This is a genomic window from Candidatus Puniceispirillum marinum IMCC1322, assembly GCF_000024465.1.
GTDB classification, from domain to species: Bacteria; Pseudomonadota; Alphaproteobacteria; order Puniceispirillales; family Puniceispirillaceae; genus Puniceispirillum; species Puniceispirillum marinum.
Genome location: NC_014010.1, coordinates 1,661,544 through 1,688,085, shown reverse-complemented (window position 1 = coordinate 1,688,085; position 26,542 = coordinate 1,661,544). Strand labels below are relative to the sequence as shown.

25 protein-coding genes are annotated in these 26,542 nt (G+C 46.4%); 19 read left to right on the top strand and 6 right to left on the bottom strand.

Annotated features, from left to right (window positions below):
* The first annotated feature begins 1 nt into the window (after nucleotide 1).
* The 8 genes from SAR116_RS07910 (at nucleotide 2) to SAR116_RS13805 (ending at nucleotide 7,855) form a co-directional block, all read left to right on the top strand.
* Nucleotides 2–838: an ABC transporter permease gene (locus SAR116_RS07910; RefSeq protein ID WP_238531133.1), complete on the top strand. Its 837-nt coding sequence runs from the start codon at nucleotides 2–4 to the stop codon at nucleotides 836–838.
* Between the two features lie 2 nt (nucleotides 839–840).
* The gene (locus SAR116_RS07905; RefSeq protein ID WP_013046395.1) at nucleotides 841–1,845 is read left to right on the top strand and encodes an ABC transporter ATP-binding protein; all 1,005 of its coding nucleotides are present in this window, start codon (nucleotides 841–843) and stop codon (nucleotides 1,843–1,845) included.
* Complete coding sequence (locus SAR116_RS07900; protein WP_013046394.1) at nucleotides 1,833–2,852, top strand: ABC transporter ATP-binding protein; 1,020 nt, start codon at nucleotides 1,833–1,835, stop codon at nucleotides 2,850–2,852. The genes SAR116_RS07905 and SAR116_RS07900 overlap by 13 nt, the downstream gene beginning before the upstream one ends.
* The gene (locus SAR116_RS07895) at nucleotides 2,836–3,942 is read left to right on the top strand and encodes an NAD(P)/FAD-dependent oxidoreductase (RefSeq protein ID WP_013046393.1); all 1,107 of its coding nucleotides are present in this window, start codon (nucleotides 2,836–2,838) and stop codon (nucleotides 3,940–3,942) included. Before SAR116_RS07900 ends, SAR116_RS07895 begins: the two co-directional genes overlap by 17 nt.
* Nucleotides 3,935–4,207, top strand: a complete 273-nt coding sequence (locus tag SAR116_RS07890) for a (2Fe-2S)-binding protein (protein ID WP_041860857.1) — start codon at nucleotides 3,935–3,937, stop codon at nucleotides 4,205–4,207. The genes SAR116_RS07895 and SAR116_RS07890 overlap by 8 nt, the downstream gene beginning before the upstream one ends.
* Nucleotides 4,208–5,581 carry an FAD/NAD(P)-dependent oxidoreductase gene (locus SAR116_RS07885; RefSeq protein ID WP_013046392.1) on the top strand — a complete coding sequence of 458 codons (1,374 nt, stop codon included), beginning with the start codon at nucleotides 4,208–4,210 and terminating at the stop codon, nucleotides 5,579–5,581. It begins immediately after the preceding gene.
* A gap of 511 nt (nucleotides 5,582–6,092) precedes the next feature.
* Nucleotides 6,093–7,355 (top strand): NAD(P)/FAD-dependent oxidoreductase, encoded by a 1,263-nt coding sequence (locus SAR116_RS07880; RefSeq protein ID WP_041860856.1) that lies wholly within the window; start codon nucleotides 6,093–6,095, stop codon nucleotides 7,353–7,355.
* 140 nt (nucleotides 7,356–7,495) lie between these two features.
* Nucleotides 7,496–7,855 carry an HGGxSTG domain-containing protein gene (locus tag SAR116_RS13805; RefSeq protein ID WP_041860855.1) on the top strand — a complete coding sequence of 120 codons (360 nt, stop codon included), beginning with the start codon at nucleotides 7,496–7,498 and terminating at the stop codon, nucleotides 7,853–7,855.
* A gap of 338 nt (nucleotides 7,856–8,193) precedes the next feature.
* Here the strand turns inward: SAR116_RS13805 and SAR116_RS07865 are convergent, their stop codons facing one another.
* Entirely contained in the window at nucleotides 8,194–9,324 is a 1,131-nt protein-coding gene (locus tag SAR116_RS07865; protein WP_190275432.1) for a DNA polymerase, read from the bottom strand.
* Nucleotides 9,325–9,448: 124 nt separating this feature from the next.
* On the opposite strand from SAR116_RS07865, the gene SAR116_RS07860 reads away from it, so the two are divergent.
* The 5 genes from SAR116_RS07860 (at nucleotide 9,449) to SAR116_RS07840 (ending at nucleotide 11,637) form a co-directional block, all read left to right on the top strand.
* A complete protein-coding gene (locus tag SAR116_RS07860) occupies nucleotides 9,449–9,874 on the top strand; it encodes a GNAT family N-acetyltransferase (protein WP_013046389.1) in 426 nt (141 codons plus the stop codon).
* A gap of 224 nt (nucleotides 9,875–10,098) precedes the next feature.
* On the top strand, nucleotides 10,099–10,578 hold the full coding sequence (locus tag SAR116_RS07855; RefSeq protein WP_013046388.1) for a dual specificity protein phosphatase family protein: 480 nt from the start codon (nucleotides 10,099–10,101) through the stop codon (nucleotides 10,576–10,578).
* Nucleotides 10,579–10,666: 88 nt separating this feature from the next.
* On the top strand, nucleotides 10,667–10,864 hold the full coding sequence (locus SAR116_RS07850; protein WP_041860853.1) for a hypothetical protein: 198 nt from the start codon (nucleotides 10,667–10,669) through the stop codon (nucleotides 10,862–10,864).
* Nucleotides 10,857–11,393, top strand: a complete 537-nt coding sequence (locus tag SAR116_RS07845) for a uracil-DNA glycosylase family protein (RefSeq protein WP_013046387.1) — start codon at nucleotides 10,857–10,859, stop codon at nucleotides 11,391–11,393. Before SAR116_RS07850 ends, SAR116_RS07845 begins: the two co-directional genes overlap by 8 nt.
* Nucleotides 11,394–11,436: 43 nt before the next feature.
* Nucleotides 11,437–11,637 (top strand): hypothetical protein, encoded by a 201-nt coding sequence (locus tag SAR116_RS07840; protein WP_013046386.1) that lies wholly within the window; start codon nucleotides 11,437–11,439, stop codon nucleotides 11,635–11,637.
* A gap of 521 nt (nucleotides 11,638–12,158) precedes the next feature.
* On the opposite strand, the gene SAR116_RS07825 is transcribed toward SAR116_RS07840, so the two are convergent.
* On the bottom strand, nucleotides 12,159–13,139 hold the full coding sequence (locus SAR116_RS07825) for a site-specific integrase (RefSeq protein ID WP_013046384.1): 981 nt from the start codon (nucleotides 13,137–13,139) through the stop codon (nucleotides 12,159–12,161).
* 467 nt (nucleotides 13,140–13,606) lie between these two features.
* On the bottom strand, nucleotides 13,607–14,848 hold the full coding sequence (locus SAR116_RS07820) for an ROK family transcriptional regulator (RefSeq protein WP_013046383.1): 1,242 nt from the start codon (nucleotides 14,846–14,848) through the stop codon (nucleotides 13,607–13,609).
* Between the two features lie 173 nt (nucleotides 14,849–15,021).
* Between SAR116_RS07820 and SAR116_RS07815 the strand changes: the two genes are divergently transcribed.
* From SAR116_RS07815 to SAR116_RS07790, 6 genes are all read left to right on the top strand, one after another.
* Nucleotides 15,022–16,131 (top strand): ABC transporter ATP-binding protein, encoded by a 1,110-nt coding sequence (locus SAR116_RS07815; protein WP_041861294.1) that lies wholly within the window; start codon nucleotides 15,022–15,024, stop codon nucleotides 16,129–16,131.
* Complete coding sequence (locus tag SAR116_RS07810; protein WP_013046381.1) at nucleotides 16,124–17,017, top strand: carbohydrate ABC transporter permease; 894 nt, start codon at nucleotides 16,124–16,126, stop codon at nucleotides 17,015–17,017. The genes SAR116_RS07815 and SAR116_RS07810 overlap by 8 nt, the downstream gene beginning before the upstream one ends.
* Nucleotides 17,010–17,888: a carbohydrate ABC transporter permease gene (locus SAR116_RS07805; RefSeq protein WP_013046380.1), complete on the top strand. Its 879-nt coding sequence runs from the start codon at nucleotides 17,010–17,012 to the stop codon at nucleotides 17,886–17,888. The genes SAR116_RS07810 and SAR116_RS07805 overlap by 8 nt, the downstream gene beginning before the upstream one ends.
* 299 nt (nucleotides 17,889–18,187) lie before the next feature.
* Nucleotides 18,188–19,642: a type 2 periplasmic-binding domain-containing protein gene (locus SAR116_RS07800; RefSeq protein ID WP_013046379.1), complete on the top strand. Its 1,455-nt coding sequence runs from the start codon at nucleotides 18,188–18,190 to the stop codon at nucleotides 19,640–19,642.
* Between the two features lie 85 nt (nucleotides 19,643–19,727).
* The gene (locus tag SAR116_RS07795) at nucleotides 19,728–21,437 is read left to right on the top strand and encodes a glycoside hydrolase family 32 protein (protein ID WP_013046378.1); all 1,710 of its coding nucleotides are present in this window, start codon (nucleotides 19,728–19,730) and stop codon (nucleotides 21,435–21,437) included.
* Between the two features lie 280 nt (nucleotides 21,438–21,717).
* On the top strand, nucleotides 21,718–22,077 hold the full coding sequence (locus SAR116_RS07790; RefSeq protein ID WP_041860851.1) for an HGGxSTG domain-containing protein: 360 nt from the start codon (nucleotides 21,718–21,720) through the stop codon (nucleotides 22,075–22,077).
* A 172-nt stretch (nucleotides 22,078–22,249) separates the two neighbouring features.
* Here the strand turns inward: SAR116_RS07790 and SAR116_RS13295 are convergent, their stop codons facing one another.
* From SAR116_RS13295 to SAR116_RS07775, 3 genes are all read right to left on the bottom strand, one after another.
* Nucleotides 22,250–24,445, bottom strand: a complete 2,196-nt coding sequence (locus SAR116_RS13295) for a DUF5906 domain-containing protein (protein WP_049757507.1) — start codon at nucleotides 24,443–24,445, stop codon at nucleotides 22,250–22,252.
* Nucleotides 24,438–24,626, bottom strand: a complete 189-nt coding sequence (locus SAR116_RS07780) for a helix-turn-helix transcriptional regulator (RefSeq protein WP_041860850.1) — start codon at nucleotides 24,624–24,626, stop codon at nucleotides 24,438–24,440. Before SAR116_RS07780 ends, SAR116_RS13295 begins: the two co-directional genes overlap by 8 nt.
* A gap of 718 nt (nucleotides 24,627–25,344) precedes the next feature.
* Nucleotides 25,345–26,487 (bottom strand): DUF6538 domain-containing protein, encoded by a 1,143-nt coding sequence (locus SAR116_RS07775; RefSeq protein WP_013046376.1) that lies wholly within the window; start codon nucleotides 26,485–26,487, stop codon nucleotides 25,345–25,347.
* Nucleotides 26,488–26,542: the final 55 nt, after the last annotated feature.

Genomic DNA, 26,542 nt, shown 5'->3' with positions numbered 1-26,542 from the left:
CATGACCTCAAATACCTATGGGTATATTGGCTTTTGGGTCGTTGCGTTCTTCTTTGCCGTTGCATTATTGGCACCGTTGATCGCGCCTTATCCCGTCTGGGAAATGCAGTATGACGCACAGACTGGCCAGTTGGCCATGTTACAGGGTCCGTCAATGCAGTTCCCATTAGGGACAACACATCTTGGTTATGATCTGTTATCGCAGATGATTATGGCAACGCGGACAACGGTGATGATTGGCCTGATTTCTGGCTTCATCTCGATCATGATTGGGGCAAATATCGGCTTGATTGCTGGCTATTATGGTGGACTAGTTGATGAATTTTTAATGCGCTGTACTGACATTCTTTATGGTATGCCCTTCCTGCCTTTTGTGATTATCCTGATCTCACTTTTTGGACGGAAAATTGAATTTGTTATCCTTGCCATCGCGTTGATTGTTTGGCGTACCTCGGCACGGGTTATTAGAGCGCAGACAATTTCGATTAAACAGCGTCAGTTTGTGACTGCGGCGCGTGCACGTGGATGTAGCCATCTGCGGATAATTTACCGTCACATCCTGCCGAATGTATTGCCGTTGTTGCTACTTTATACATCTTTCAATATTGCCTGGTCGATCGTGACCGAGGCTAGTGCCAGTTTCCTTGGCTTTGGCGATGGCGATACAATCAGTTGGGGCGGAATGCTCTATGAGCTTTGGCTTTCGGGTAAGACGCGTGTTGCATGGTGGTGGTTCCTGCCGCCAGCCATTTCCATTGTTGCACTGGTGACATCGCTTGTCTTTATTAGCCGTGCCTATGAGGAATATGCCAACCCACGCTTGAGGGAGACACGCTAGCGATGTTGCTTGATGTACAAAACCTCGGCGTGACGTACCGCATGGATGGTCAAGAAATTCACGCGGTAAACCGGCTGTCTTTCCAGCTCCAGGAAAATGAAATTTTTGGTGTGGTTGGGGAAAGCGGCTGTGGTAAATCCAGTTTGATCAAAGCATTACTGCGTTTGGTTGCGCGGAATGGATCGGTTGTAGCGGACTCGGTTAACTTTCAGGGGCACGAACTATTGCAGATGCCGATGGAAGATTTCCGTAAATCTATCCTCTGGCAGAAGATTGCCCTGGTTCCGCAAAGTGCAATGAATTCACTGAACCCCGTTTACAAGGTTGGCCCGCAGATTGTCGAGGCAATTTGCGCGCATGTGCGGATGTCTGAACGGGAAGCGCGCACCAAAGTAAATGATCTTTTCGAGAGTGTTGGTTTGCAAAAAGACCTTTTTGACAGCTATCCACATCAGTTTTCTGGAGGCATGCGCCAACGTGCAATGATTGCAATGGCGCTGGCGCTTGATCCACAGTTGATCATCATGGATGAGCCAACAACTGGCCTTGATGTGCTGGTTCAGGATAAAATCCTCAAGACATTACGTCGGATCAAGAATGAGACACATTGTTCGATGATGATCATATCTCATGACATCGCGATTATGTCAGAAATTGCAACGCGCATTGGCGTTATGTATGGCGGTAGCTTTGTTGAAATTGCGCCAACAATGGATCTTTTTAAGGATCCATCTCACCCCTATACGATGGGACTAACAAATGCATTTCCATCAATTCGCGAGCTTGGCAAGGAATTGATTTCGATTCCCGGCTCGCCTCCAGTGATGATGCGTGAAGAAAATAAATGCTGGTTTGAACCGCGTTGTCCATTTTCTGCAGATGGCTGTCGTGAGACCTTTCCGGCACTTACGATGACTGGCACCAACCATGTTGTAAGTTGTTTGCGTTCGGATGACCGCCAGAAGCTGGCAAAACTGGCTAAGGAAAAAACAACATGGATATCCTAAGCCTCGAAAATGTATCGCAGGAATTTTTCCTGCCACGTAAGCTTGGTGATATTGTCACCCGCAAACCAGCGCGAAGTATTCGTGCTGTACAGGCGATGAATTTGGCAATCCATGAGAATGAAATTCTTGGTATTGCTGGTGAATCTGGCTGTGGAAAATCCACAACCTGCTTGATTGCAGCTGGTTTGCTATCCCCGACTGATGGTGTTGTTGTCCATCGTGGTCAGTCATTAGCGGCAATGGATGACGTGGCCAAAAAGATATTTCGTCGTTCGGTTCAGATCATTTTTCAAGATCCCTATGAGTCTCTCAATCCGCGTTTCCAGATAGGTGATGCGGTTGCTGAAGGGCCGCGGGCGTTGCAACTTTGGCCTGAAGATGTGATTCAGGATAAGGTGCGTTCAATTCTTCACTCTGTAGGTCTTGACCCCGATCGTTTTATGAAAAGATTCCCGCATGAGCTTAGTGGCGGCGAGCGTCAGCGGGTTGGTATTGCGGCAGCATTAGTCATGGAGCCAGACATTGTTTTTGCTGATGAGCCATTATCGATGCTTGATGTGTCAATCAGGGCTGACATCTTAGCGCTGATCAAAACATTGGCTGCTGAGCGTAAGTTTTCATGTGTATATGTTTCGCATGATTTGTCTATTCTGGGCAATGTTGCTGACCGGATCATGATTATGTATCTTGGGCAGGCTGTCGAAATAGGCTCGGCCAAAGATGTTCTAACCAATCCTAAACACCCTTATACGAAAGCGCTGATTTCGGCGGTGCCGATTCCTGATCCCACTATTGAACGCGGGATACCAAAGATTATTGGTGATCTGTCGATGCCGGTGAACACGCATCAGGGATGTCAATTCGCACCTCGGTGCCCCTATGCAAAAGATGCATGCTGGCAAAGTTTCAAGCCACTGAGTGAAGCACAAGCGCTGCATCAGTCATCGTGTTTGCGTGAGACAGATGCTGATGTCCTTAACGAGGTTGTTGATGCGGACAGAGGCTGATTTTGTTGTCATTGGTGGTGGGATTGTCGGCCTATCCGTTGCTCATGGCTTGCTTGGTCGCGGAAAGTCCGTGATATGTCTTGATGGTTCGGATACCGACTTTCGCGCTTCACGTGGTAATTTCGGCCTTGTCTGGGTGCAAGGCAAAGGTATAAATGCGCCGCATTATGCAGCTTGGTCACAGATGGCAGTGCGCGAATATCCTGAATTTGTCGCCAATCTGACTGAAGACACCGGCATCGAGGTAAGTCTTCAGCAAACTGGTGGATATGAATATTTTTCTGATCCTGAAGCTATGGATGAGCGTCTAAACCAGTTCAAATCATTGAAAAAGGCTTTGGGTGGTGACTATCCGGTTGAAGTGCTTAGCGCTGAAGACATTCGAAAAGAAGAACCGATGGTTGATGGTGAAACAGTCGGCGCGACCTTTTACCCACATGACGGGCATGTCAATCCTTTACAGCTTTTGCAGGCATTGGCTGAATCCTGTCAAAAGCGCGGGCTGGCTCATTATCTAGGCGAACGGTTGACGGCGGTGAGCCAAAATGGTGATGGCTTTCATCTGCAGACAGAAAAGGGTCTTGAGGTGAGTGCGGCAAAGGTTGTTCTGTGCGCTGGACTTGGTGCAAAGGTGCTGGGCCCCATGTTTGGATTTAAAGGACTTGTCCGCCCACAACGCGGCCAGGTATTGGTTACTGAAAAGCTACCCCCAGTAATAAACCGCCCATCAGTAACGATACGACAAGTCAATGAAGGCGCCATCCAGATCGGTGACTCAAAAGAAGAAGTTGGATTTAACGACAATGAAACGCAGGCGCAGATGGCTCGCATCGCCAGCAAGGCGATTAAGATAATGCCAAAATTGGCTCAGCTTCGGCTGGTACGTTCTTGGGGTGCCTTGCGTGTGATGTCGCCTGACGGTCTGCCGGTCTATCAACATTCTAAAACAATGCCAGGCGCTTTTCTGGTTACCTGTCACAGTGGCATTACCTTGTCGGCAACACATTCCCGCAATCTTAGCCGTTGGCTGGTTGGTGCGGAAAGTGCACCAGACCTGAGCGCTTTTAGCGAGGATCGCTTCAATGTCTGAGCAGTATTTCCATTTTGATAATGAAAAGGTGCTGTTTGAGCCAGGGATGAGTGTAGCCGCCGCTCTGGTGCGAGCTGGCGTGGTTCACTTTCGTCAAACGCAGGTTGGCGATTTGCCACGTGGCCCGTTTTGCATGATGGGTACCTGTTTTGATTGCCTTTTGGTTATTGATGGTCGTCCCAATCGGCAAGGCTGTATGACACAGGCAGAACATGGCATGCATGTGGAACGTCAACCGGCACAAACAAAGTTGGGGAATGGGTGAATGCAGGTAGGGATTATCGGTGCCGGCCCAGCCGGAATGATGGCAGCATTGACGTTGATTGAGACAAATCATGAAATCACACTAATTGACGAACAGTCCATGGGTGGTGGACAAATTTACCGCCATGCCGCGCAAATGGCGTCTCAAGATGCAAGAATATTTGGCAGTGACTATGCCGCTGGTGGTGACCTCGTTCGTCGTTTTAACACTGTCGCAGATAATGAAAGACTTACCCATATAAAGGGCGCTACTGTTTGGTCGGTGACGGAAGATAGGGAAATAGCCTGGTCAGTTGGTGAGATTAGTTATAGTCGCCTGTTTGATGCTGTTATTCTAGCTACGGGCGCGTTGGAACGTGCCATGCCGATCGTCGGATGGACAAATCCAGGCGTGATGACGGTTGGGGCAGCGCAGATTCTGATGAAAACCGCTAGGCATGTTCCCGCCGAGTCGGTGCTCATTGGATCTGGCCCATTGTTGTATTTGGTAGCAACGCAAATGCTGGAAATGGGAACGCCGCCAAAGGCTTTGTTGGAAACCCAAACAATCAGTGATTATCTCTATGCCTTTCCCCATCTTCGTCTTAATTCTACTGTTATTGCCTATCTTTTGAAAGGTGCTGGCATGCTTCGCAAGCTATCAAGCGCAGGTATTCGCCGCCACACTGCAGTCAGTGATGTCAGTATCACTAGCGAGGCTGGACAGCATAGAGTCGCGTTTTCTTGTGGTGGGAAGATGCATAAGATCACAGCTGGGCATGTTTTGGTGCATGCTGGTGTGCATCCTAATATCCAATTCTCTCAATCATTAGGACTAGCGCATTGTTGGAATGAGGCTAATCACTGTCTAGATCCTGATATAGATGCGATGGGTCGATCTAGTAAGTCAGGGATTTATATTGCCGGAGATGGCGCTGGGATTCTGGGTGCTGATGCTGCCCAGCTATCTGGCCAACTTGCCGCGATGGCAGTTTTGACGGATCAAGGTGAGTCGGTTGAAGCATCTATTCTGGCTGCAACACTAAGTAAACATCGGCGCTTTCGGTCTATCCGTGCGTTTCTCGACAGGCTTTATAAGCCCAAAAAATGGTATAGCGTACCTGATGATGAAACTATTATATGCCGCTGCGAAGAAGTCACTGCTAGCACGGTGCGCAACGCAGTACGGCTTGGCTGCCTTGGACCTAATCAGCTCAAAGCCTTTTCACGCTGTGGTATGGGTAATTGCCAGGGACGATATTGTGGGATGACTGTCGTCAATCTGATCGCTGATACGCGTGGTTTGTCCCCTGCTGAGATTGGCTATTATCGTATTCGCTCGCCCATTAAGCCAATCACACTGGAACAAATAGCTAACCATGACACTATAAATTAACAGACATATTCAGCTATCCTTTTCAAGGTTAAGCGTCAGATAATAGCAAGCCAATGTTGTTTGGTAGTACCGTAAATTACCGTAGTTCATCATCAGAAATAAATGCGCTGATAAACATATTTTTTCAAACGTGCCACAAATTTAGGATATTAGAATTTTAAAGAAAATTGGCACGCTCGGGAAGAAGTTCGATGCCTATCGTAAGTCAAATTCAGGACTGTTTCCAATAATATCAATAACTTATCATATAGGTAGATTTGGTCATTCGATAGAGGGGTGCGGGCTATAATGGCACTGTCTGCGACTCTCGGATCGCGGGCGTTTGATGGGTTGGCAAAGTCGTCGGAGCGTGGTTTTATTTGCCAAGGAACAGATTTCCAAATTAAAACAAGTTAACCAAACAAAGATTGTTGGGAAGTCTATCCTCTTTTCAAATCGGCTGGGTTCCGTGAAAGATTAGGTATATGCCTTCGGGCTAAACGTGATGAATTTTCATACTTAAAGGCTTAATATGAGTAATGTGCAACAAATTGATCCAAATACACCTGTCGTGATTTTAGGGGCGGGAATTGTAGGGATTTTCACGGCTCTATCCCTTTTACACAGAGGTGTTACAGTTAAACTGATAGACAAAGGTGAACCGGGGCAGGCTACGTCATATGGCAACGCCGGTGTTGTGTCACCATGGTCTTTTATACCGCAAGCTATGCCTGACATCTTGAAATCAGTTCCAAAGTTGATGCTGGGTTACAGGAAGCCCCTCTCAATACATCCTGGCTCTTTTCTAAATATGATACCATGGGGCCTTCACTTTGCCCGTCAAAGCCAAGAAAGTCGGGTTCGCGAAGCTGCGGATGCGATGGCTGAGCTTTGCAGTCCCTCGATCGAATTATTTAAAAAGCATTTAAGTGGCACTGGAGAAGAAAAACTACTCACGGAAAGTTTGTATATTCAAGCTTTCCGCGATGGTAGCAAGGCGACATTAAACGGATTGGATCATCAAATTCGCTTGGCAAAAGGGGCGGATATGGAAGTAATAGGTCAGGACAGTCTTTCCCAAATTGAACCAGCTCTTGGGCCTGAATTCCGAGCAGCAGTTGTTATAAAGGGAACTGGACGCGTGCTCTCGCCTGGCCGAGTTGCCGCTGTTTTGGCAGAAAAAGCCCGCTCACTTGGAGCTGAATTCATTAGGGCTGAAATTAAGAATATTAGAAGAGACGGTTTGAATTGGACAATTGATTGCGGAAAGCAAGCGTTTCAAGCTGAGAGGATTGTTGTGTGTCTTGGCGTATGGAGCTCCAACCTGCTAGCCGATTTTCCTATTAAAATACCTTTAATGTCAGAACGAGGCTATCATGTTGAATATTCAGCACCTGGCATTGAACTCAATAATTCCGTTATGGATGTTGATGCTAAATTTATCGCTAGTTCTATGGAATCTGGTTTGCGTGTTGCAGGGCATTCCGAGTTTGCACCTCCTGACGCACCTCCCTCGAAGCAACATAAGATGAGGCTTGCCCGTTTAGCAAAAGCGGCCTTTCCTGGTTTAAACGAAGAAAAGGTATCCTTTTGGATGGGGCGTAGGCCGTCATTTCCCGATAGTTTGCCAATGATTGATGCGCCTGAAAATCACCCCGGTTTATATTTCAATTTTGGCCATTCTCATTTTGGACTGATGATGTCACCAGCATCAGGTGAGCTTACGGCGCAACTAATTTGTGATCACCGACCAAATGTAAATCTAAGTGCCTACTCTGCGCAAAGGTTTGAATAATTAGACACAACACCCAGACCCGCGGTTCCCGGCCCTTGGACCTTGAACCTAGCATATTTTCCCTTATTACTTGGTTACACCTGCCTCGATGGGGGCTACGTTTTGTGGAAAAATAGCACCCTATAGACGGGGTATAATTCATGCTTACAAAAGGCAACGTTAACATCGGGATAGAATGGCGTTTTGGACCTGATTGGCCTGGACAACGTTGTGTAGCAAAGACCCGACAGGGAACGGACTGCCAGCGTCCTGCAAACAAGAAGAATGGGCGTTGTAGACTGCATGGCGGTGCCAGTACTGGTCCGAGGACCGAGGAAGGACGTGATCGGATCTCGGCGGCAAATCTTCATCATGGCAAATTCACTAAGGACAAGCTTGAGAAGCGTCGTGAGAATGTATCTAAGGGTCGTGCAATCAGGAAGGAACTCCGTCAAATGGAGCGCGAGTTGATTGCGGGCGGACTGCTCGACAAGCACTGGCGGGATAGCTTCCCGTCATAGACTCTTGAACTCAATGTAGGTGCATCGGCCTTGTTGGGTATCCAGATAGATGCCGGGACACTCACGCCTAATTTTGGCTATTACGCGTGATCGAGTGTCCTTATCTGTGATGCCAGCGCACTCCCAATGCTTTCTGGTGAGCTTAATCCTGGGGCTATCTTCGATAGCAACAAACGCCCTTGCAACTAGTATTAGCCGCGACGCGGCATCGGGTATATGGCTGCGCATCCAAAGGAATGTGACTGGCCCTTTTAGAAACAGCTGATCCCGCGCTTTCTGACGGGCAGCATGTCGCTGCTGCGAGGCAGAACTGAGGCGCTCTTTGGTTTCTCGAGCCATTACGCCACCTCTTCACCAAGGTGAGACTGGATGAACGACCACATGTTGGCGCCGCGCCCATCGATGTAGCGATCTGGCCAGCGTACGATCTCGGCATCTACCCGGCACTGCCTGCCACGGCCCAACACCCATCCGCTTGCCTTTTGCATCTCGTGTGTGGCCCTTTCAACATGCTGGTCGATCGCGTCTAGGGGCGCTTCTATCAGGATGGCGTCATGCACAGGCGCACACATGACGATGCTTTCTTCTTCCAACGCGATGTAGGCCAAGCGCAGCATCTCGGCACCATTTGCCTGCATGGGCCAGTTGAGGAAGGTGTTCTCCTTTACATCCCGCCCTTTGCCTGCTCGGATCTTCCACCCAAAGACAGTATGAAGCTCTACTCCCGCCAGGCCAGCATTGACGTTCCGCTCTGCCCACCTCCAGAAGGTAAGGTAGACATCCTTGTGGCGCTGCAGGAGGTCTTCGGCCTCAAGAACATGCAGGCTGGCTTTTTGCCCCATGCCGTAGGCCGACATGCCATATTGGACGCCCAGCATGATCACCTTACAGGCATCGCGCTCAGCTTTATGGCTTTCCTTTGTGGCACCCACCGGTGCCAACCCCGCATCAATCGCAAACTGGATGTAGGGATCACCAGAGGCGTAGGCTTGCCAGAGGGCATCGTCACCTGACAGACATGCAGCGATCGCAATCTCCTGGGAGCTGAAATCAAGATAGGCAAGCGCCGTTCCCGGCTCTGGCTTGATCAATGACCGTGCCCAGGCAGGAAGACCAAAGATGAACTTTGTGGTGCTCGGCTGATTGCGTCCAGTCTTTGAGTTGAACGGCGACAGCAAGGTGCGGTTCCGGCCATCGCGGCCAACAGTGAGTTTGATCTCGCGCATCTCGGCCAGTGTCTTCCTGAGTTCACGAAGCTCTGCAAGCTGTGGGTGGCGCAACGCCATCATCTTGAAGGTGTCACGATCCAGTTGCAGTTCACCAGAAGCAAGGCGTGGCCAGGCAATATTCTCTGCCCCGAGGTAGTGTTCGAACAAATGCACACGAAAGCTACCCTTGTCATAAACCCCGTAAGCTTGGTCCGTCTTTTCGATCAGTGCCTGTTTGAAGTCGTGCCAGTTGTCACGCATTAGGCCGAGCGTTGTGGTGTCAATGGGTACGCCTCTGTGCTCCATCAGCGCCACGGTTGCTACATAACGACCCCTAGTCAGCACCTGATCGAGGTCCATTGGTCCAACTGGCCAGTGAGCCAGCATGGCTGCAAAAAGCGTGGCTAGTCCTTCAATCAAGTCATTAGTTGCTGAAGTTGATAATCAACTAATTGGTTATGTGTCCTATAGTCCAATCTTTTTGAAATCTGTCTCTAGCATCGCTGGATACATTCTTGCGCCTCTTGCTGTCTCTCCAGAACACCAGAAACAAGGTGTTGGTTCAAACCTCATCAATGCTGGAATAGAAATGCTCACCAAAGATGGTGTTGGTGTTTTAATGGTTTATGGAGATCCCGCCTACTATGGACGGTTCGGGTTCAAGGAAGAGATAGGATGCTCGTTCGTTCCGCCATACACATTGCAATTTCCATTTGGTTGGACAGGTATGATGTTGAATGACACTCCTGTTCCAGAACAACCAATCCAGTTTGAGTGTGTGTCTGCACTATCTAAACCAGATTTGTGGTGATTGAATCACGACCAATCACCGACCAGTGCGCTTTGACTGTTCTGGTGTGGGTTCATATCAAAATAAAATCAGAAGGGGTTCAGTGAGGTTGCTAGACATTTTAATACATCAAATTTAGAAAAACTTTATTGTAAATCAATGTTATAGATAATGATTAAATTAGGGTTACCATTATGAAATCATGAGATTTTATGCTATAATCCAAAGTTAATTTGGAGACAGTTTTGGTAACACAATTCCCTATTCATATATGTTCATTAGACGCAGTTAGAGAAACAGATATATCCATCTACGATGGTGTTATAACCATTGAAAACTCAAGAATTGAAGACCCCTTTAGAGTGGAGTCAGAACACTCAAAACAACTTGTTCTTTGTTTTGATGACATAAGTGTTCCGCTTGATGATTTTATAGAACCCCAAGAAAAACATATCCTTCAGGCACTATCCTTTGCAGACAGAATTGGTGAGGGTTCAATTCTGATTCATTGTCATGCAGGCATCAGCAGATCATCAGCAATAGCACTTGCGATCATCGCCAAGAGACTTGGCGCTGGAAAAGAACAGGATGCGATTGGTGTTCTAGAACAAATCAATCCTCATTCTAGACCGAACAAATCTATAGTTTGGTTAACTGACGAAATTCTGGAGAGAGACAGAAAACTCTATGACATCGCATACAAGAGTATGTGGTTAACGAATTAGACTGGAGGCACTTATGGAAACCATAGGGATAGCATTGATATTGGTATTGGCAAAAGTTGCGATAGCGAATTGGTAGGGAGTGAGATGAATGGATGAAGTTACAGGAAGAGACAATCAAATCATTTGCCAGGCGCTAAAGATAGCAATCCCCATCATGCAAAACCACTCACTCTCTTCTTCTAATACGGATGATATGGAGAGAATTTATGAGCACCGCTCAAAAGGTAATCGTGTTGAGTTTCCAGACAGGAAAGTTGAGCATTTTATGGAGAAGTTAAATGGGTAAACAATTACATGAAACAAATACGCTGGATGAATTTATAATGTGTTTGAGGCAGAAGCACTCAAACTGTTATGTGCCAGACTTTGATGCAAATAACGCTAAGGAAAATGCTCGTGTTTTATTTCTTTTTGAAAAACCAGGCAGAATGACTGACCCAAAGAATAAAGGGTCTGGTTTTATTAGTCAGGACAATAATGATCCCACCGCCAGAGCAACAAAGGACTTCCTAAGTAAGGCAGGGATAGATCGTAAAGATGCTATTTTTTGGAATTGTATATCGGGTTGGAATGGAACAAGAAAAATAACGCCAGAAGAGAGAAAAGAGGCGATAGTTGAAATCATTCAATTACTTAGGATTCTCCATAGTCTTCAAGCGATTATTTTCGTCGGCAAAGAGGCAAAAAAACTCTCCATAAAGTTGAATATGGAAAAATACCGTTCTGTTTGTTCAATGCATCCTTCTCCAATAAATCGTGCCACAAGAAGGAGCGAGTGGGAAAATATACCTTTTGTTTGGGCATCTGTAATTTAACAGATTATTTGTCCCCCTAAATACCTCTGAAAGGAACAGAGGTATGGACATACATCAACTCAAACAACGCATAGACGCATCGGGTAAGAAACTCGTCACACTCGGTAACGAATATATCAAATCAAAAGATGAAATTGCCGTACGAAAGGTGCTGGTGAAGATGTTTGGTGAGATTTCCCAACAGACATTGCTGCTCGGTGAACAGAACGCTCAGATGGATAGAAATCAGAAAGGACTTAAATGAAGATTACACACGATTACGCCGCAAGAATTGACTACGACCTTTGGATGGACTGTCTGAGGGTAAAAGAATTGGATGGGGGGACAACTTCTATCAACGCACTATTAAATGAAGGACTGAAGATGGTTCGTGACAGGAAGATGCAAGAGATTACTGCACAAAGGAAACGAAGGAACACTTTGCAGTCTATGACGGCATCATGATATACCCCTCAAAACTGGCAATTAATTCCTAATCTATAAATGCAATAGAGACACCTCTATGAATACCGAAAACCAGATAACAAAAACTGGCGATGAAAATCCATTCACGGATATGGGGTTCATCAAGTTCTGGATTGTCTCAACTGTCTTTTGGTTTTCTTTTCCAGTCTCATTAGTTCTTTGTTATCTCGCTCTTGGTTCAGTCAGAACAAAACAACTTGTCAAAGCGCTAGTGCATGACTTCCTGCAAACACTCTTCATCATCCTCGCCGTAATTTGTGTCATCGTGTATGGCATTTACCATTATGTCTCTGGACTGTTTTAGAACGCCTCATACTTCTTGAACACATTGTCTGGATTGAGGTGAGTGTATCTGAACAACTGTCTTACATCCTTGTGTCCAGATATGAGTGCAACTTCTGGAACTGACATTCCCATCTCAAAGAACCGTGAGACTGCTTCATGTCTCAAATCATGAAATCGTAAATCAGTGATGCCTGCTTTTTTGCGTGCTCTGTTCCATGCAAGACGCAGACAGGTGGCGGAGATTGGAAACACTTGTTCATTAGTATGTGGCACCGTCTGAAGGACTTCTATGCACCGTCTGGTGAGTGGCACTCTTCTATCTTCACCATTCTTGGTGTCATAGAGAGATGCAAACCCATTCTCTAAATCAACATCACACCATCTGAGTTTTAATATTTCTGAACGGCGCATACCTGTTTCAATCGCGAACTCAACTATAGAGGCGATATAGATGTTGCGTTGTAATGATGCGGCGGTGAGAAGGTGTTCTTTTTCACTAGGCATCAATCTGCGTTTGCGAGACTTGTGTGGTGATGGCAGTTGAAGATATTCAACAGGGTTTTTGGGTAGTCCATATCCCCATTTGTGTATTGCAGTTTTGAATACTCTTCTAAACATCATCAAATCGGCATGAACTGTTCCCGACTTCACCTGTTTTAATCTCTCATCTCGCAGATGTTCAAAATGCCTCTGAGTAAGATTAACGAGTTTGTTTTCTGCAATAGGATGTTTGGAATAAAGGTTCAGTTTGTATGTTTCTATCTCTGAACCTTTAAGATGAGAGGATACTTCTTTAGCATATGTCTGAAGAAGTTCTCTGAGAGTCGTGTCACCAACATCGACTGAAGGAAGGGAAGTGTTCTTGAGTTGATGTTCTGTTTGTTGAACCCAGCAAACAGCATCTGATTTTAACTTGAATGATTTGGTGAAACTTCTCCATCCAGCAATCCTCACTTGAGCATTCCAAGACTTACCTCTTTTACGCACACAACCCATTGATTTGACCTTTTACTGTGTCAAATCTGTGTCAAAACTGATGTTTTCTGAGAACAGACTGATACCGTAATCTGGTAACTATCTGAATATATTGGGAGGAAGTGGCGCGCTCGGGAAGAAGTTCGATGCCTACCCACAGCGCCAATCCGTAACTGAATCTAGCTATAACAATAGCTTAGCATATCATCGCATATGGTCAACTATCAAAACCTTACCTGCAACCTTGCCTGAACCAAGCTCCGTGGTTCGAGGGCCAAGTTCCAAGCACATAGGCCCGTGATCCTCGGACCTTGAGCCGAGGACCATGGACCGTAGACCACGGATCAGGGTTACTGAGGGCGTTTCTTAATCAGTTTTGGACTTTACTGAAAGGGTGGGGCCTAGAATGGGTTGGGTGTTGCGCCTTGGACCTCAGACAGGTGATAGATGGGTGGAGGCGATGCAGAGCTTTGTTGTGTTGCAGTGGGTCAGATAATTTTGTTGACATCGTTTGTCTGACTAAAAAACTGAGCCTGTGTTGGCTCGAATCTTGCGTAAATTGGCAAAAATGATGCGCCAAGAGCATAGGAGTCGTGGCCGAGTTTCCCAGAACTTACGTTTGGTCGGATTAGACCGGTAAAATCAATCTGTTCCAATTCCTGTTCAGTGCGGTGGCATAGCTCTTCCACAATGGCTTTAGGCAAATCCCCATCAATCACAATTGTTTCAAAATCCAATATCGAACATGAATTAATAATCAGCAAGGCGAGATGCCTGCTGGCTGTTTCCAGCCATCTTTCTATTTCTGCAAGGTTAGACTTGTCGTCGGAACCCCAAGAATCCGCGGTGCCATTATTTAAGGACTCGGCAATGAGTTTTGTGCCCAGCCGTGCAAGGGGCTTATCGATCATGGATGTTGATGCAAAATCAAGAACTGGTAGCGGCTTACCATCCTCGGATCTACCTGTAATCATGGGCCCGAGTGCCCCCGCATAGCCAAATCTACCTTTGAACAGGTTATCTTCAATTACAATAGCGCCCCCCAGAACAGTTCCGACAAATATGTATAGATAAGATGGCGCCCTTTCATTCTTGGGTGTCAGCGTCATGTCTGCCAGACATGCGGCCTTTACATCATGTTCAAGAAAGACAGGTAAATCGGTCAGGCCTTCAATGAAGGTTTTGAGGTTAATTTTTTTCCAATTGTCTGTCAGGATATCTTTTCCTTGTGTCTGGCGCATCCTGTCGCCAAGCCCGTAGGGCGCGGAAACGCCGACTCCAATTAGACTATCGCGTTCCGTCATGGTCAACGATGACACCATTTTCTGAAAATGAGATTCGATAAAATCTAGGCAGAACATTGGGTTAGGGTATTCAAATGTGGCGCTGAACTGTTTCACAATCTCACAGCAAAAATTCACAAGCGAGATGCTGAGTGAACGCCTGCCGATGCTTATCCCGATCGAAAATACTGCTTGAGGATTCAAAATAACAGGCTTTGCGGGAAAACCGACCTGCTTTCTCTCGGTCTTCTTGGCGCTTGATGACTTCAGCAGGCCTGCCTTCAACAGCCTATTCACAATAACCGAAACCGTTTGGGCGGCAAGACCTGAACTACGGGCTATTTCTGCCTTTGTAACCTGTTTTTGGTGTCTGACATGATAAAGCACCACTTTTTCATTATAATCGCCAATGCCAAGTTGGCTTCCTCCCAATCTTCTAGCTGCCATTTGATTTCCCAAACTAATTTCTAAATATAATTGGCTTTAGTTTAGTCGTAATCAGTCGGATAAATCAAATCTAAGAATATTTATTTTGTCAGACTGAATTAATAATAATTGACAGAATGATAAATTTACTGTCTAATTTGGAAAGTGGGATAATAAATGCAAATGTGATCAATATGGCTAATGTTTATCTGTCAGGTCTTTCCAAGAAGTTTGGTGGTGTCACGGTTGTCGACAAGGTCGATGTCGACATAGCACATGGAGAATTCATAGTGCTTGTTGGTCCATCCGGCTGCGGTAAAAGCACTACACTTCGTATGATTGCTGGTCTTGAGGATCTGACCGAAGGCGATATACGGATTGGTGACCAGAACGTGAATTTCGTTCAACCGAAGGATCGGGATGTTGCCATGGTGTTCCAGAACTATGCGCTTTATCCTCATATGAATGTTTACAAGAACATATCCATTTCACTTTCGATGCGTGGCGTCAACCGAGTAGAGATTGACCGGCGTGTAAAGGAAGCTGCGGCAATTCTGGGCCTGGAGGATTTGTTGAAGCGTCTGCCGAAGCAGCTATCTGGCGGGCAGCGGCAACGCGTTGCAATGGGGCGTGCAATTGTCAGGCAACCAGCCGTGTTCCTGTTCGATGAACCATTGTCAAATCTCGATGCAAAGTTACGCGTGCAGATGCGAACTGAGATCAAGAAAATCCACCAGCGCGTCGCGACCACAATCATTTATGTAACGCATGATCAGACTGAAGCAATGACGCTTGCCGACCGGATCGTAGTGATGAACGAGGGCAAGATCGAGCAGGTCGGGCCTCCACAACAGCTTTATGACGAGCCAAAAACAAAATTCGTTGCCTCATTCATTGGATCACCTGGCATGAATTTTGTTGGCTGTGAGGTCGTAAAGGAAAGAACCATGGCGTTTATAAAAATCTCTAGTGATGTTCTGATCCCGTTGCCTGAAAAATATCTGTCTGCCCTGGATAACCTGGTGGGGCGGAAGCTGGAACTTGGTTTCAGGCCAGAACACATGACTGAGCCGAGGTCATATGATCATGGTCATGAATTCGAAGTCGATATTGATGTGCTCGAGCCGCTCGGCAACGATACGATGGTCTATTTTGATTTTGGTGGGCAAAGCTGTTGCGCCCGTGTCTTGCCTAGTTATGCAACCAATTCGGGAACTTCAATGGCGCTCGAGCTGGATCTTTCGATGATTCATTTGGTGGATAGTGCCTCAAATCTCATTGTGAGAGCTTCTGGCCATGCTTGATATTGCGTCTCTCAAAAAGGTCAAAGCGCGGCTTGGTTTTCTTTTTGTGGCGCCCACAATGCTTGGGATTCTTGCTTTTACCGCTGGCCCAATCCTGTTTTCCTTTGCTCTCAGCTTCTTTTATTGGGATGTGTTGAGCCCAATGAAATTCGCTGGGTTAAGCCATTACGACTATGTGGTGCGTGATGAGGTGGCAGTGGCCACGTTCCTCAACACCATTTACTTCGCCCTGATGGTCGTATTGCTGCAGAATATTATCGGGTTTTCATTGGCGATGGCCGTGCGCAATGTGGCCAACAGGTATTTCCGTTATTTCTTCAGGTCAGTCTTTTTCCTGCCGCTGATAATGTCAGGGGCTACTGTCTCTGTTTTTATGGCTTATTTCTTCGATACAGATTTTGGAATTGTGAACTACTACCTCCAAGCGATAGGGGTGGGTTCAGTGCGTTGGTTGACATCGACAGATGTTGTTCTGGTGACCACAGTTCTTGTCTATGCTTGGCAGCATATCGGCTTCACATTCATCCTGTTTCTTGGAGGATTTGCATCAATACCTGAAGAGGTTATCGATGCTGCTGATGTAGATGGTCTCACAGGATGGCGCAAAATCTTGTATGTTTATATCCCGATGGTTAGCCCGACGATCTTCTTCTCGTCGGTTATCGGCTTCATTCATGCTGTGCAGGTGTTTGATCACCCCTATATACTGACCAGGGGTGGGCCCGGTGATGCTAACAGAACCACTGTCATGTATATTTATGAAAAGGCTTTCCAAGACCTTGAGTTTGGCTATGGATCCACGTTGGCAATTCTTCTGTTCGTCATCATCTTGATTGCGACTGCATTGCAATTCTATGTGCAGAAAAAATGGGTGTTCTATGAATAGAATCTCGGGAAATACACTGGCGAGCTATGCTTATTTGACCTTTGTAGCCTTGCTTATTCTGGTCCCGTTATTGTGGGTTGTCTCAACCTCTTTGCGACTTCCTGTCGAGTCATACTCGTTGCCGCCAAAGTGGCTCCCAACCGATTTTATGTGGGAGAATTACTGGGAAGTAATGTTTAGTTACTATCTGGAGCGGGAAGGCATATTTGTTGGGAGTCAGGCGTCTGCGAACGTGCCGTTCCCGCATCTGATGATGAACAGTTTCATAGTCTGCTTCTTTGTGACAATCGGCCAAGTGCTGTTCTGTTCATTTGCTGGGTACGCGTTTGCCAGGCTGGCATTCCCTGGAAAAAATGCGCTTTTCTGGTTTGTCATGGCAACCATGATGATACCTCTGCAGGTGACGATAATTCCTATATATGTTCTGCTTTCAAATCTTGGAATGACCGACAGTCTGACAGGATTAATAATTCCGGCGATACCAAGCGCATTCGGAACCTTCTTGATGCGCCAGTATTATCTGCGGATCCCGTCGGCGCTGGAAGAGGCCATGATCATGGATGGCGCAAGCCAGTGGCAGGTGTTTTGGCGGGTTTTCTTCCCGCTGAGCACACCGGGAATGGTGGTTCTTGCAATTCTTGCCTTCAACTATCATTGGAATGAGTTTTTCCGGCCGTTGATCCTGCTCTCCACCGACACGAACTTTACGGTGCCGCTGGGGATTGTAGCGCTCAGAGACTATAAGATGACAGGCAGCATTAGTGTTGTTTTAGCTGGCATTGTGATCTCTATGGTGCCGGCACTGATCATATATCTGTTTGGCCAAAAGCATCTTGTGGAAGGTATTCTGACCGGTGGTGTGAAGGGATGATGGGCAGACCGGAATAGGCGTCGATATCCTTCACCGACTGTTGGAAAAAAACACCAGCTCATATCGAGAGTAAAGACTAGTCTATGTTCAGTTCATCTGTTCATCGCTGGTTTTCTGCTCTGGCCAGCCTTTTTAAAACATGTTCAATTCAGAAGCGTTAAAAGAAATAAAAGAAAATTTTTTTTATGTCAGTCTGACAAATATATTGACGACATCGAAACAAAGGGCGTATTTTCTAATAACAGGTACCAAAACAGTAAATGCCTGAAAAATTATCTTTCAACCGATAGGAGGAAATTATGTCAAAGCAGTCAAAAAGCACCCAGAAATTGAAGGCAAAATCGGAACGCCGTGATTTTCTGAAGAATGCCGCCAAGGTTACGGGCGTAGGGGTAGCTATGGGGTCTGGTATTCTCTCAGCTCCGTTTGTTATGGCCAACGTTAAGGAAAAGTTGGTTATCCAGACCCGTCCTGCGAGGTTCACAAAACTGGAGCAGATGAAAAATAGCTTTATTGCTAAGTTTCCTGAAGCCGATATTGAGTTCATTGCGCTGGCAGGTGTTGACCATGAAGACACCATCAGCAAAACGCTGGCGCAGATTGCGGCCGGTAAACAGATTGACCTTCAAAGGGTGGCAACCGAGGGCGTCCAGCTTTATGCGGGCGCTGGTTACATCCAGGCTCTTGACAAGTGGGTAAGGCGTGATGCTGAGTTCATGCGCACCTATTTTTCTGACGTGAACCCGGCATTTCCCCACAGCATGATGTATGAAGGCAGCCTATATCAGATCTGCACGGCATTTAACGCTGCCAACATCTACATCAACAAGAATCTGTTCCGGGAAAATGACATTGAACGTCCTGGAGATGACTGGACCAAAGACGATTTCTACGAAATCGCTAAGAAGATCACCAAGAAATCGGGTGGAAAGACCGAAGTCTATGGCTATGGCTGGACAAACCGGCTGTGGGGAAGCTGGATGCCCTGGATCTTCAATAACGATACAAACCTGTATACCGAAGCCGAATCGCCGAATTCAGACTTCTCAAGCTGGTTCTGGAACTATTTCTACGGCGGTTCATCTATGGCATCCGGTTACGGCGGTGGCCCGCGGTGGGAAACGCCTCAGGCCAATCACGAAAATGTCGTTGAAGCCCTGGAATTCATGGTCCAACTGCAACAGGAGGGCATCACACCTGAGGCCTCTCTTGGTGATGGAGCTACCCTGACCGGATTCTATTCAAGTAACCGTCTTGCCATGACGCCTGCCGGCGGTTTTTGGGCGGGCGCTTTGAAGGGGCAGGGCATGACTCCCGAAGACTTTGACGTCTGCTTCTTCCCGAAGTGGAAATCACAACGTCACCAGTTTGGTGCCGAGGGTTATCTGATGATGGAAAAATGCCAAGCAAAGGATCTTGCTTGGGAGTTCATCAAGCACACCAGTTCCTATGAGTGGCAGGTGCCGTTTGTGTCAGGCAACATCACCACACCGGTGCGCCGTTCAATGCATAATGATCTGCGCTACAGCTACACAGGCCCCGACAATTGGCAGGTGTTTTATGATACGGTGGACAAACTCAAGGACACGGCTGCCATCCCCGCGCCGCCATGCTCAAACCCAATGACAAGGGCGTTCACAAAATACACAGGGTTGGCGTTGACTGGTGACCTTACGGCGAGAGATGCGCTAACCAAGATGCAGGGCGATCTGATGCGTATACAGGACAAATACAGTCCGATGTATAAATCATGATTCTCTGAAATGAATGGAAGACTGTTTGGCCACCTCTTCGAGAGGTGGCCAAGTTCTCTAGATTTGTGAATCTAAGTTTGTGAAAATGAAAAAGCATTATCCTCAAAGCAGAATCGTCAAACGATCGTATCCGTCACATGACCCGGAGCAGGCTGATGCACTTGCAAAAGATGAAACCTTACGAAGCTATAAGAGTTTGCGTGAACAGAAATCTGGCGACAGATATCGCCCTTCTTATCATTTCGTAAATCCTGAAAACACAATGAATGATCCAAATGGTCTATGCTACTGGAGGGGTCGCTGGCATCTTTTCTACCAAAGTCGTCCTATTGAAGATGAGCGTTTGCATTGGGGACATGCTTACAGTGATGATCTGATTCATTGGCATGATCTCCCAAATGCTATTTTTCCTGGTCCTGAGAATGATTGTTACTCTGGAACAATCATGATCGAGCACGACCGCGCTGTTGCCATGTATCATGGGACTAGAATTGGTAACATGGTCGCCATTGCTGAAGATGAGCGTCTGGTTAATTGGTCAAAGCTAGGAGACCACGCCGTTATTCCCTTTTCTGAGGGTCATGATAAAAAAGCCTACGGTATTTTTGATCCATGTATCTGGAGTGAGGATGGAATGTATTATTCCATCTCGGCCGGTATACGACTGGGCGCTGTTGAGGGGGCACACAGGGCGACAAATTTCCTGTTCCGTTCCGAGGACTTGATGAATTGGGAATATGTTCATGAATTCATTGAGGGGGATATTTTTACAATTGATGGGGATGATGGTGCTTGCCCTTATTTCCTACCTTTTGGCGATAAACATATCCTCATTTTCTTCAGTCACATGACAGGGGCGCAATATTTTATTGGTGACTTTGACAAAGAACGAATGAAATTCAAACCAACAGCTCATGGTAAATTCAATTTTGGAGCAACCTTCCCTTGTGGAGTTCATGCCCCCGCAGCCTTTCCATTGAGTGACGGTGACATTGCGCTAATATTCAATATGAATAATGGCCTCCCACAATACAGTTTCGATAACTTTCTAAGAAATTTTTATGGTCACAATCGAGTCGAACAGATTTCTAAAGACTGGGATGTGGAAAGCAAGAAACTTGCATGGGATCAGATAATGACTTTACCGCGGCGACTTTCGCTGTTGCCGGACGACAATGTTGCTCAGTCCCCGATATCCGCTGTCGAATCCTGCCGCGGTAAGGAACAAAAATATGAGGATATAGTCCTGACACCGAATAATTTTGTCGAATTGGAGGGTGTTGCTGGAGATACGGTTGAGTTGTTATTGAAGGTAAGCTTGGTTAATTGCCAGAGTTTTACGGTTCGTGTGCTGTCAAACCCGGATGGTAATGAGTTCACAGACATAAATATTTATCGCAATCGTGGAAAAATTTATCGAACTCCGGACAAGAAAAATGTCTTTGCACATAAGATTATGTCCACTGCGATATCAAAAACGGTACGGTGGAAAAGCGTAATTTCTGTCGATACCACCAGCAGCTCAATCGACCCTAATTTTGCACCGCGACCGCCGGAGGTGTCCGAGTATGAAATGGATGATAACGGAGTTTCAACAATCCGTATTTTTATCGACCGCAGTGTTGTTGAGGTGTTCGCCGATAAGCAGGCCGCATTATCGGTGAGGGCATTTCCCTCACTGAACTCCTCGACCCGCATTCAATTCCTTTCGCGCGGCAGCGAAAGCCGTATTTTGGAGTTGAGTTGCTGGCAGATGCACTCGATTTATGAAGCGGAGTCTGACCATAATAATTGAGCAATCTGAGCCGTGACCGTCTTGACAAGTTGGCATATTAATCCTGTCTTAGCCCCCTAAACGCTATCAGCTTAACCCTTAACTGTGAAGTCCAGGCTGTAGTATTTCCTGCCAGTCAGTAAAGACTAATAAAACACTACTTCGAACTAAGCCCAAGCACCCAGGACCCCGGTTCCCGGCCCTTGGACCTCGCATGTTTGCAGTTGCTCCTTGGTTACACCTACCTCGATGGAGGCTACGTTTTATGGTATAATAATACCCTATAGACGGGGTGTTATTCATGCTAACAAAAGACAATGTGACCATTGGTATCGAGTGGCGGTTTGGGCCTGGTTGGCCTGGCCAGCGTTGCGGTGCCAAAACAAGAAAAGGTGCCGAGTGCCAGCGTCCTGCAAACAAGAAGAATGGTCGTTGTAGACTGCACGGCGGGGCAAGTACTGGTCCGAGGACACCGGATGGTCGAGAGCGTATCTCGCAAGCCAACATGCGCCACGGTAAATATACAAAAGACAAGTTAGAGATACAGCAAATGAACGCTGCTGTTGGAAGAGCTATCAGGAAGGAGCTTCGTCAGATTGAACAGGGCTTGGTTAGAGAAGGTGTATTAGCCAGAGATTGGCGACAAGATTTCCCGTCATAGATACCACGGCAACCACCCTATATTTTATTAACAAATTATTGTAGCAGGGGTGAGGAGTCTTACTCCTCATTTTTGCTATGACGTCTATGACGTCTATGACAACCTTCCGCCTTATAAGGCTTAGAGCCGTCATGGCAGCAGGTGGCTGCCATGACGGCCATGACATTATTTATTATAAGAGCACGCTTCCTTCATCTTCCCACTGGAAATCTTTCCAACCATTGGCTGTTGTAAACTCCAGCTTCGCTTTTTCAATATCAGGCAGTTGGTATTTTGCGTCTCGGGTTTTGCCTCCCTCTCTTATCTTTCTTGAGGATGGCAAAAGTTCGCGAAGGCGTCGTCCAAATACGGCTAATTTAGAGGGGTGGGAAATTGAGTGCCGTTTACAGAAGTAGATATACGCATCAAAAAAGTTCGAGACACTCACAGAAGTTGGCCATGAGGTACGAATCCCATGCGCGTCATCTTCTATTTCGCCAGAGTAAAGACAGTTATACAGCCATTGGGCAACGCTATCTAGGCTATGTAGTTGCTGCATCACTAATGCTTCTGTCTTTGGAATGTTTCGCAGATTTACCCTGTTAAGATCTCGTTCAGATAGGAAATACATCAGAGCCTCTCTGCCACCATTTTCGATTTGATTAATTATTGAACCAAAGTATGAAGCGTCTTGCATGCGCGCCTCACTTGCTTCGATTACAACAAATCGTCTTTGGTCTGCACTGGCAGGAATAATCCATTCATTATTGGATGCTAAGATCAGGCGGACATAATTTGGCGAAGATTGCACATCAATGCCCTTCATCTCGATGGCAATATTGTCTTCTGTCACAAGCCCTTTTAAGACCCCTTCTGCACGTTTGTCTCCAGCCCAGAACGCTTCATCTGCGAAGACAAGAAGCTTATCTCGTAGGTGAGCGTTAAAGTTACCAACAAGATGACTGGATTGCGTTACCTGTATTGCGTGCGGCCCAAACAGGCTTGCAAACACATTTACAAATACACCTTTGCCTACTCCTTGCTTGCCTCTGATAGCTAGGGCCACACCAGGACGCTTCCCAGGGTTCTGAATAGCATCTGCCATCCAGTCTAAGACGTACTCATACAAGTCTTCATCGCCCAGGCAAATATTTTGCCTGATATGTTCAAGATAAAGACCGCAGTCCCCTTTAACTGCTTTTACTGGAAAGCCCTGATAGAGGTTGTAGTAGCCATTTGATTTTTTAGTTGGATCAAATGTTACCCCATCATAGGACAGCCTTTCAGGATGATTGAGCCATATCTCAGCAGTTTTGTGGAACTTATCGCCTATATTTACTTGTCGGTTTGCATATAGAGACCGAAAGTCGCCTGGCGTTGAAAAGTCACGAATGTTCCAGTCATGGATTGGGTCTTTTTTGATGTTGAGAATTCTGGCTTTACCACCAACCATCACGTGAGCGTGGCATTGATTTAGCTCAGTAATTAGCTTTGCAACATTTCCTGACCTGCTTGTATTTGCCGAGCTTGTAATACTTTGGCATATGCGACTAACCTCTGACGGCTCAAGAGGGCCTCGAGTTTCAAAGTTTGGGTGCTCTTCTGCGGTTGCGGAAAGGTTCTTTTTCTTTAACTGCTCGATTAAGGTTGTTTTATCTTTAATGAGACGAAACAGCTCACACCCGAACTTAAACAAATAGTCATTCCGTCCGGAAGCACTTATGACTTCTTGTGCTTGTGGCTCTGATGATAGAGAGGCTTCCGGTAAACCCGCTTTATTAACCAAACCCTCTAGCTCTAAGACAGACGTTAATCTACTCTCCGCTAGGTTCAAAAATTCATTAAGACCCAACTTCTTATCACCATCCCAACAAGTATAAGTTAATGAAGGGTGACCAAAGAATGGAAGGTTAATATAACTACCATAGCCTCCAGCCGGCCTCTTCACTTGCTTAGGGAATATCTCTGCCTTGGGGTATCCAAGATAAGCACTTACCCTCTTTAATAGACTAATTGCTATCTCTGGCTCTTCTGGCTCACGGAAGAAAACATAGATATGCGCGCCGTTAGATTTACTGTTGCAGACGATGAAGGGAAATTTACAGCTACTCAACTTCTCTGAGAGAGCTTCATGAATTATTGGATATTCATCAATATCTACAGCAGCAAATGATACTCGTTCGTTATCGTCTAATGGGTAAATACCGATAGGTTGCTTACCAGTTACATGGTCATAGAAATTTTGCTCAGTCGCGGGTCTTTTCTCGGCACGATATGCAGGTTTTTGTTTTCCTTCTCCACCAAGACCTGAAGGATTATATGTTCCATAAGCTTGGCTATAGCCTCTGAATAGCTTCATGAAACGGAGAGCATTAGACATCTCAGTCATTTTTCACCTCCATATTGGCAAACCATTCCTTTACTTGGTTTGCGTCAAAAAGAGGTTCTTGCCCCGATGCTTTTAACGGCTTCGGAAAGCGTCTTGTCTCAACCCATCTTTTTATTGTACTTCGGCTAACGCCAAGTTCATCGCACAGACGGCTGCGCGGAATCACGTTTAATTGCTGCATAATATACTCCTATGCGCTCTAAAATATTTGATTTTTTGCAGCGCAGCCTTTTTGAGCAGTGGCGGCCTACGTGGTCCACTGTGCAGCTTTTTGAATACGGCTTAACTGATGCCTAACAGTTGAATGCTCATACCCAACCATAAACAGAATACGTACAGTGGTGAGTTCTGTCAAACTAAAAAATTTATAAGTTATTGTATTTATGCAATTATATAGGATTATATGGGACTAAATGAGATGTTATGCAACTATATACAACTGTGTAGAACTCGTCTGTCACAAGTTTCCAAACAAAACTCCAACCCACCGCCTCTGCCAACAAATCAAGTAAACCGCCGATCAGAGGCTCAAGCCCGGCCATTCTAGGCCCCACCCTTTCAGTAAAGTCCAAAACTGATTAAGAAACGCCCTCAGTAACCCTGATCCGTGGTCTACGGTCCATGGTCCTCGGCTCAAGGTCCGAGGATCACGGGCCTATGTGCTTGGAACTTGGCCCTCGAACCACGGAGCTTGGTTCAGGCAAGGTTGCAGGTAAGGTTTTGATAGTTGACCATATGCGATGATATGCTAAGCTATTGTTATAGCTAGATTCAGTTACGGATTGGCGCTGTGGGTAGGCATCGAACTTCTTCCCGAGCGCGCCATTTCTCAAGTTTCAAGGTCCCCGGATCAAGGTTCAAGTGACTGTTTCCTTGGATCTTGGTTCTTGAACCTAGGTTCATAGCTTCTTCATCCATCCGTTCATGACCTGCAGGCTGTGACCCTCACCATATTGGTGCCCAACCCCCTCGGTCGTCCACCCACCTATGGCATCGATGATGTCAGCAGGACATTCGACAGCCCGGAGCCTGTCTCTTAGGCTATGTCGGAACGAATGCATGACGCACCCAATGGGAACACGTGGATTCAGCCATTTGTTCAATGCTGCACTAGCAGAGTTAGCATTGCACTTGGACTCGTTACTGTATTTTGGAAAGGCAAATTGATGGCCTTGCTTTACCAATCGCTGTGCTGCCCAAAGCGAAGTGCCAACCAGTGGAATTTGCCTCGAGCTAGACCCTGTCTTCAACCGCCGCCAAGGATGCACAACAAGTTTGATATGTGGCATCTCGCCATCCAAACAGATGTCCGATGTCAGCAACCCACAGGCTTCTGATAAGCGCATACCAGTATCACTGATAAGGGCAATCAACCATCTTGGTTCATCATCCAACTGCATACATTCATGCTGAATAGTGAGCAGCACTTCCGTTGGAATGGGTAAGCGTTGCGTCTTGGCTTCATCGTCTGGAATGAATGTGCCACTGAACACATTAGTTACAGCTAGCCCTTGTTCTCGAATGGCAAGATTGATCACTGCTCGTACTGATGAGAACACCCGCTTTACTGATGATGAAGACATCCCCCGATCGAATAGATAATCCCTAAACCGACCAGCGTCTGAAATTTCAAGTGTCGCCAAATCTTCGTGCCCAAGACAATCTGTCAGGTAGCGCATGCTTCGCTCTGAGGACTCGAAGAACAGCTTTGTCTTTCCACCACCCTTTAAACGATGATAGAGCGCCAGCGCCTCTGTTATAGAAAAGCTTTGGGCACTGGTAGTCGTCTTAGCATCTTTCACCACCCTCAGGCCAAGCTCTCTTGAATAGATCATTTCCATTCGTAAACTGTCCCAATAGCGTTCAAGCCTATCGGATAATGCTGCGGCAGACTTTGCTGCTTTTGATTCTGATTTTGTTCGCAGGGATACTTCAATCTTCCGCTTTTTAAAGCGGTGCTGAAGGTCAGATGGAATTGACCGCGAGAAGTAAAAAGTATCGTTTCTTTTGTAAAAATATACCGGCAACCTTACCCACACCATAGGACAACAAACTCCTGTTCTAGAACGTTAATCGTTTAGAAACAGTCACTTGTAT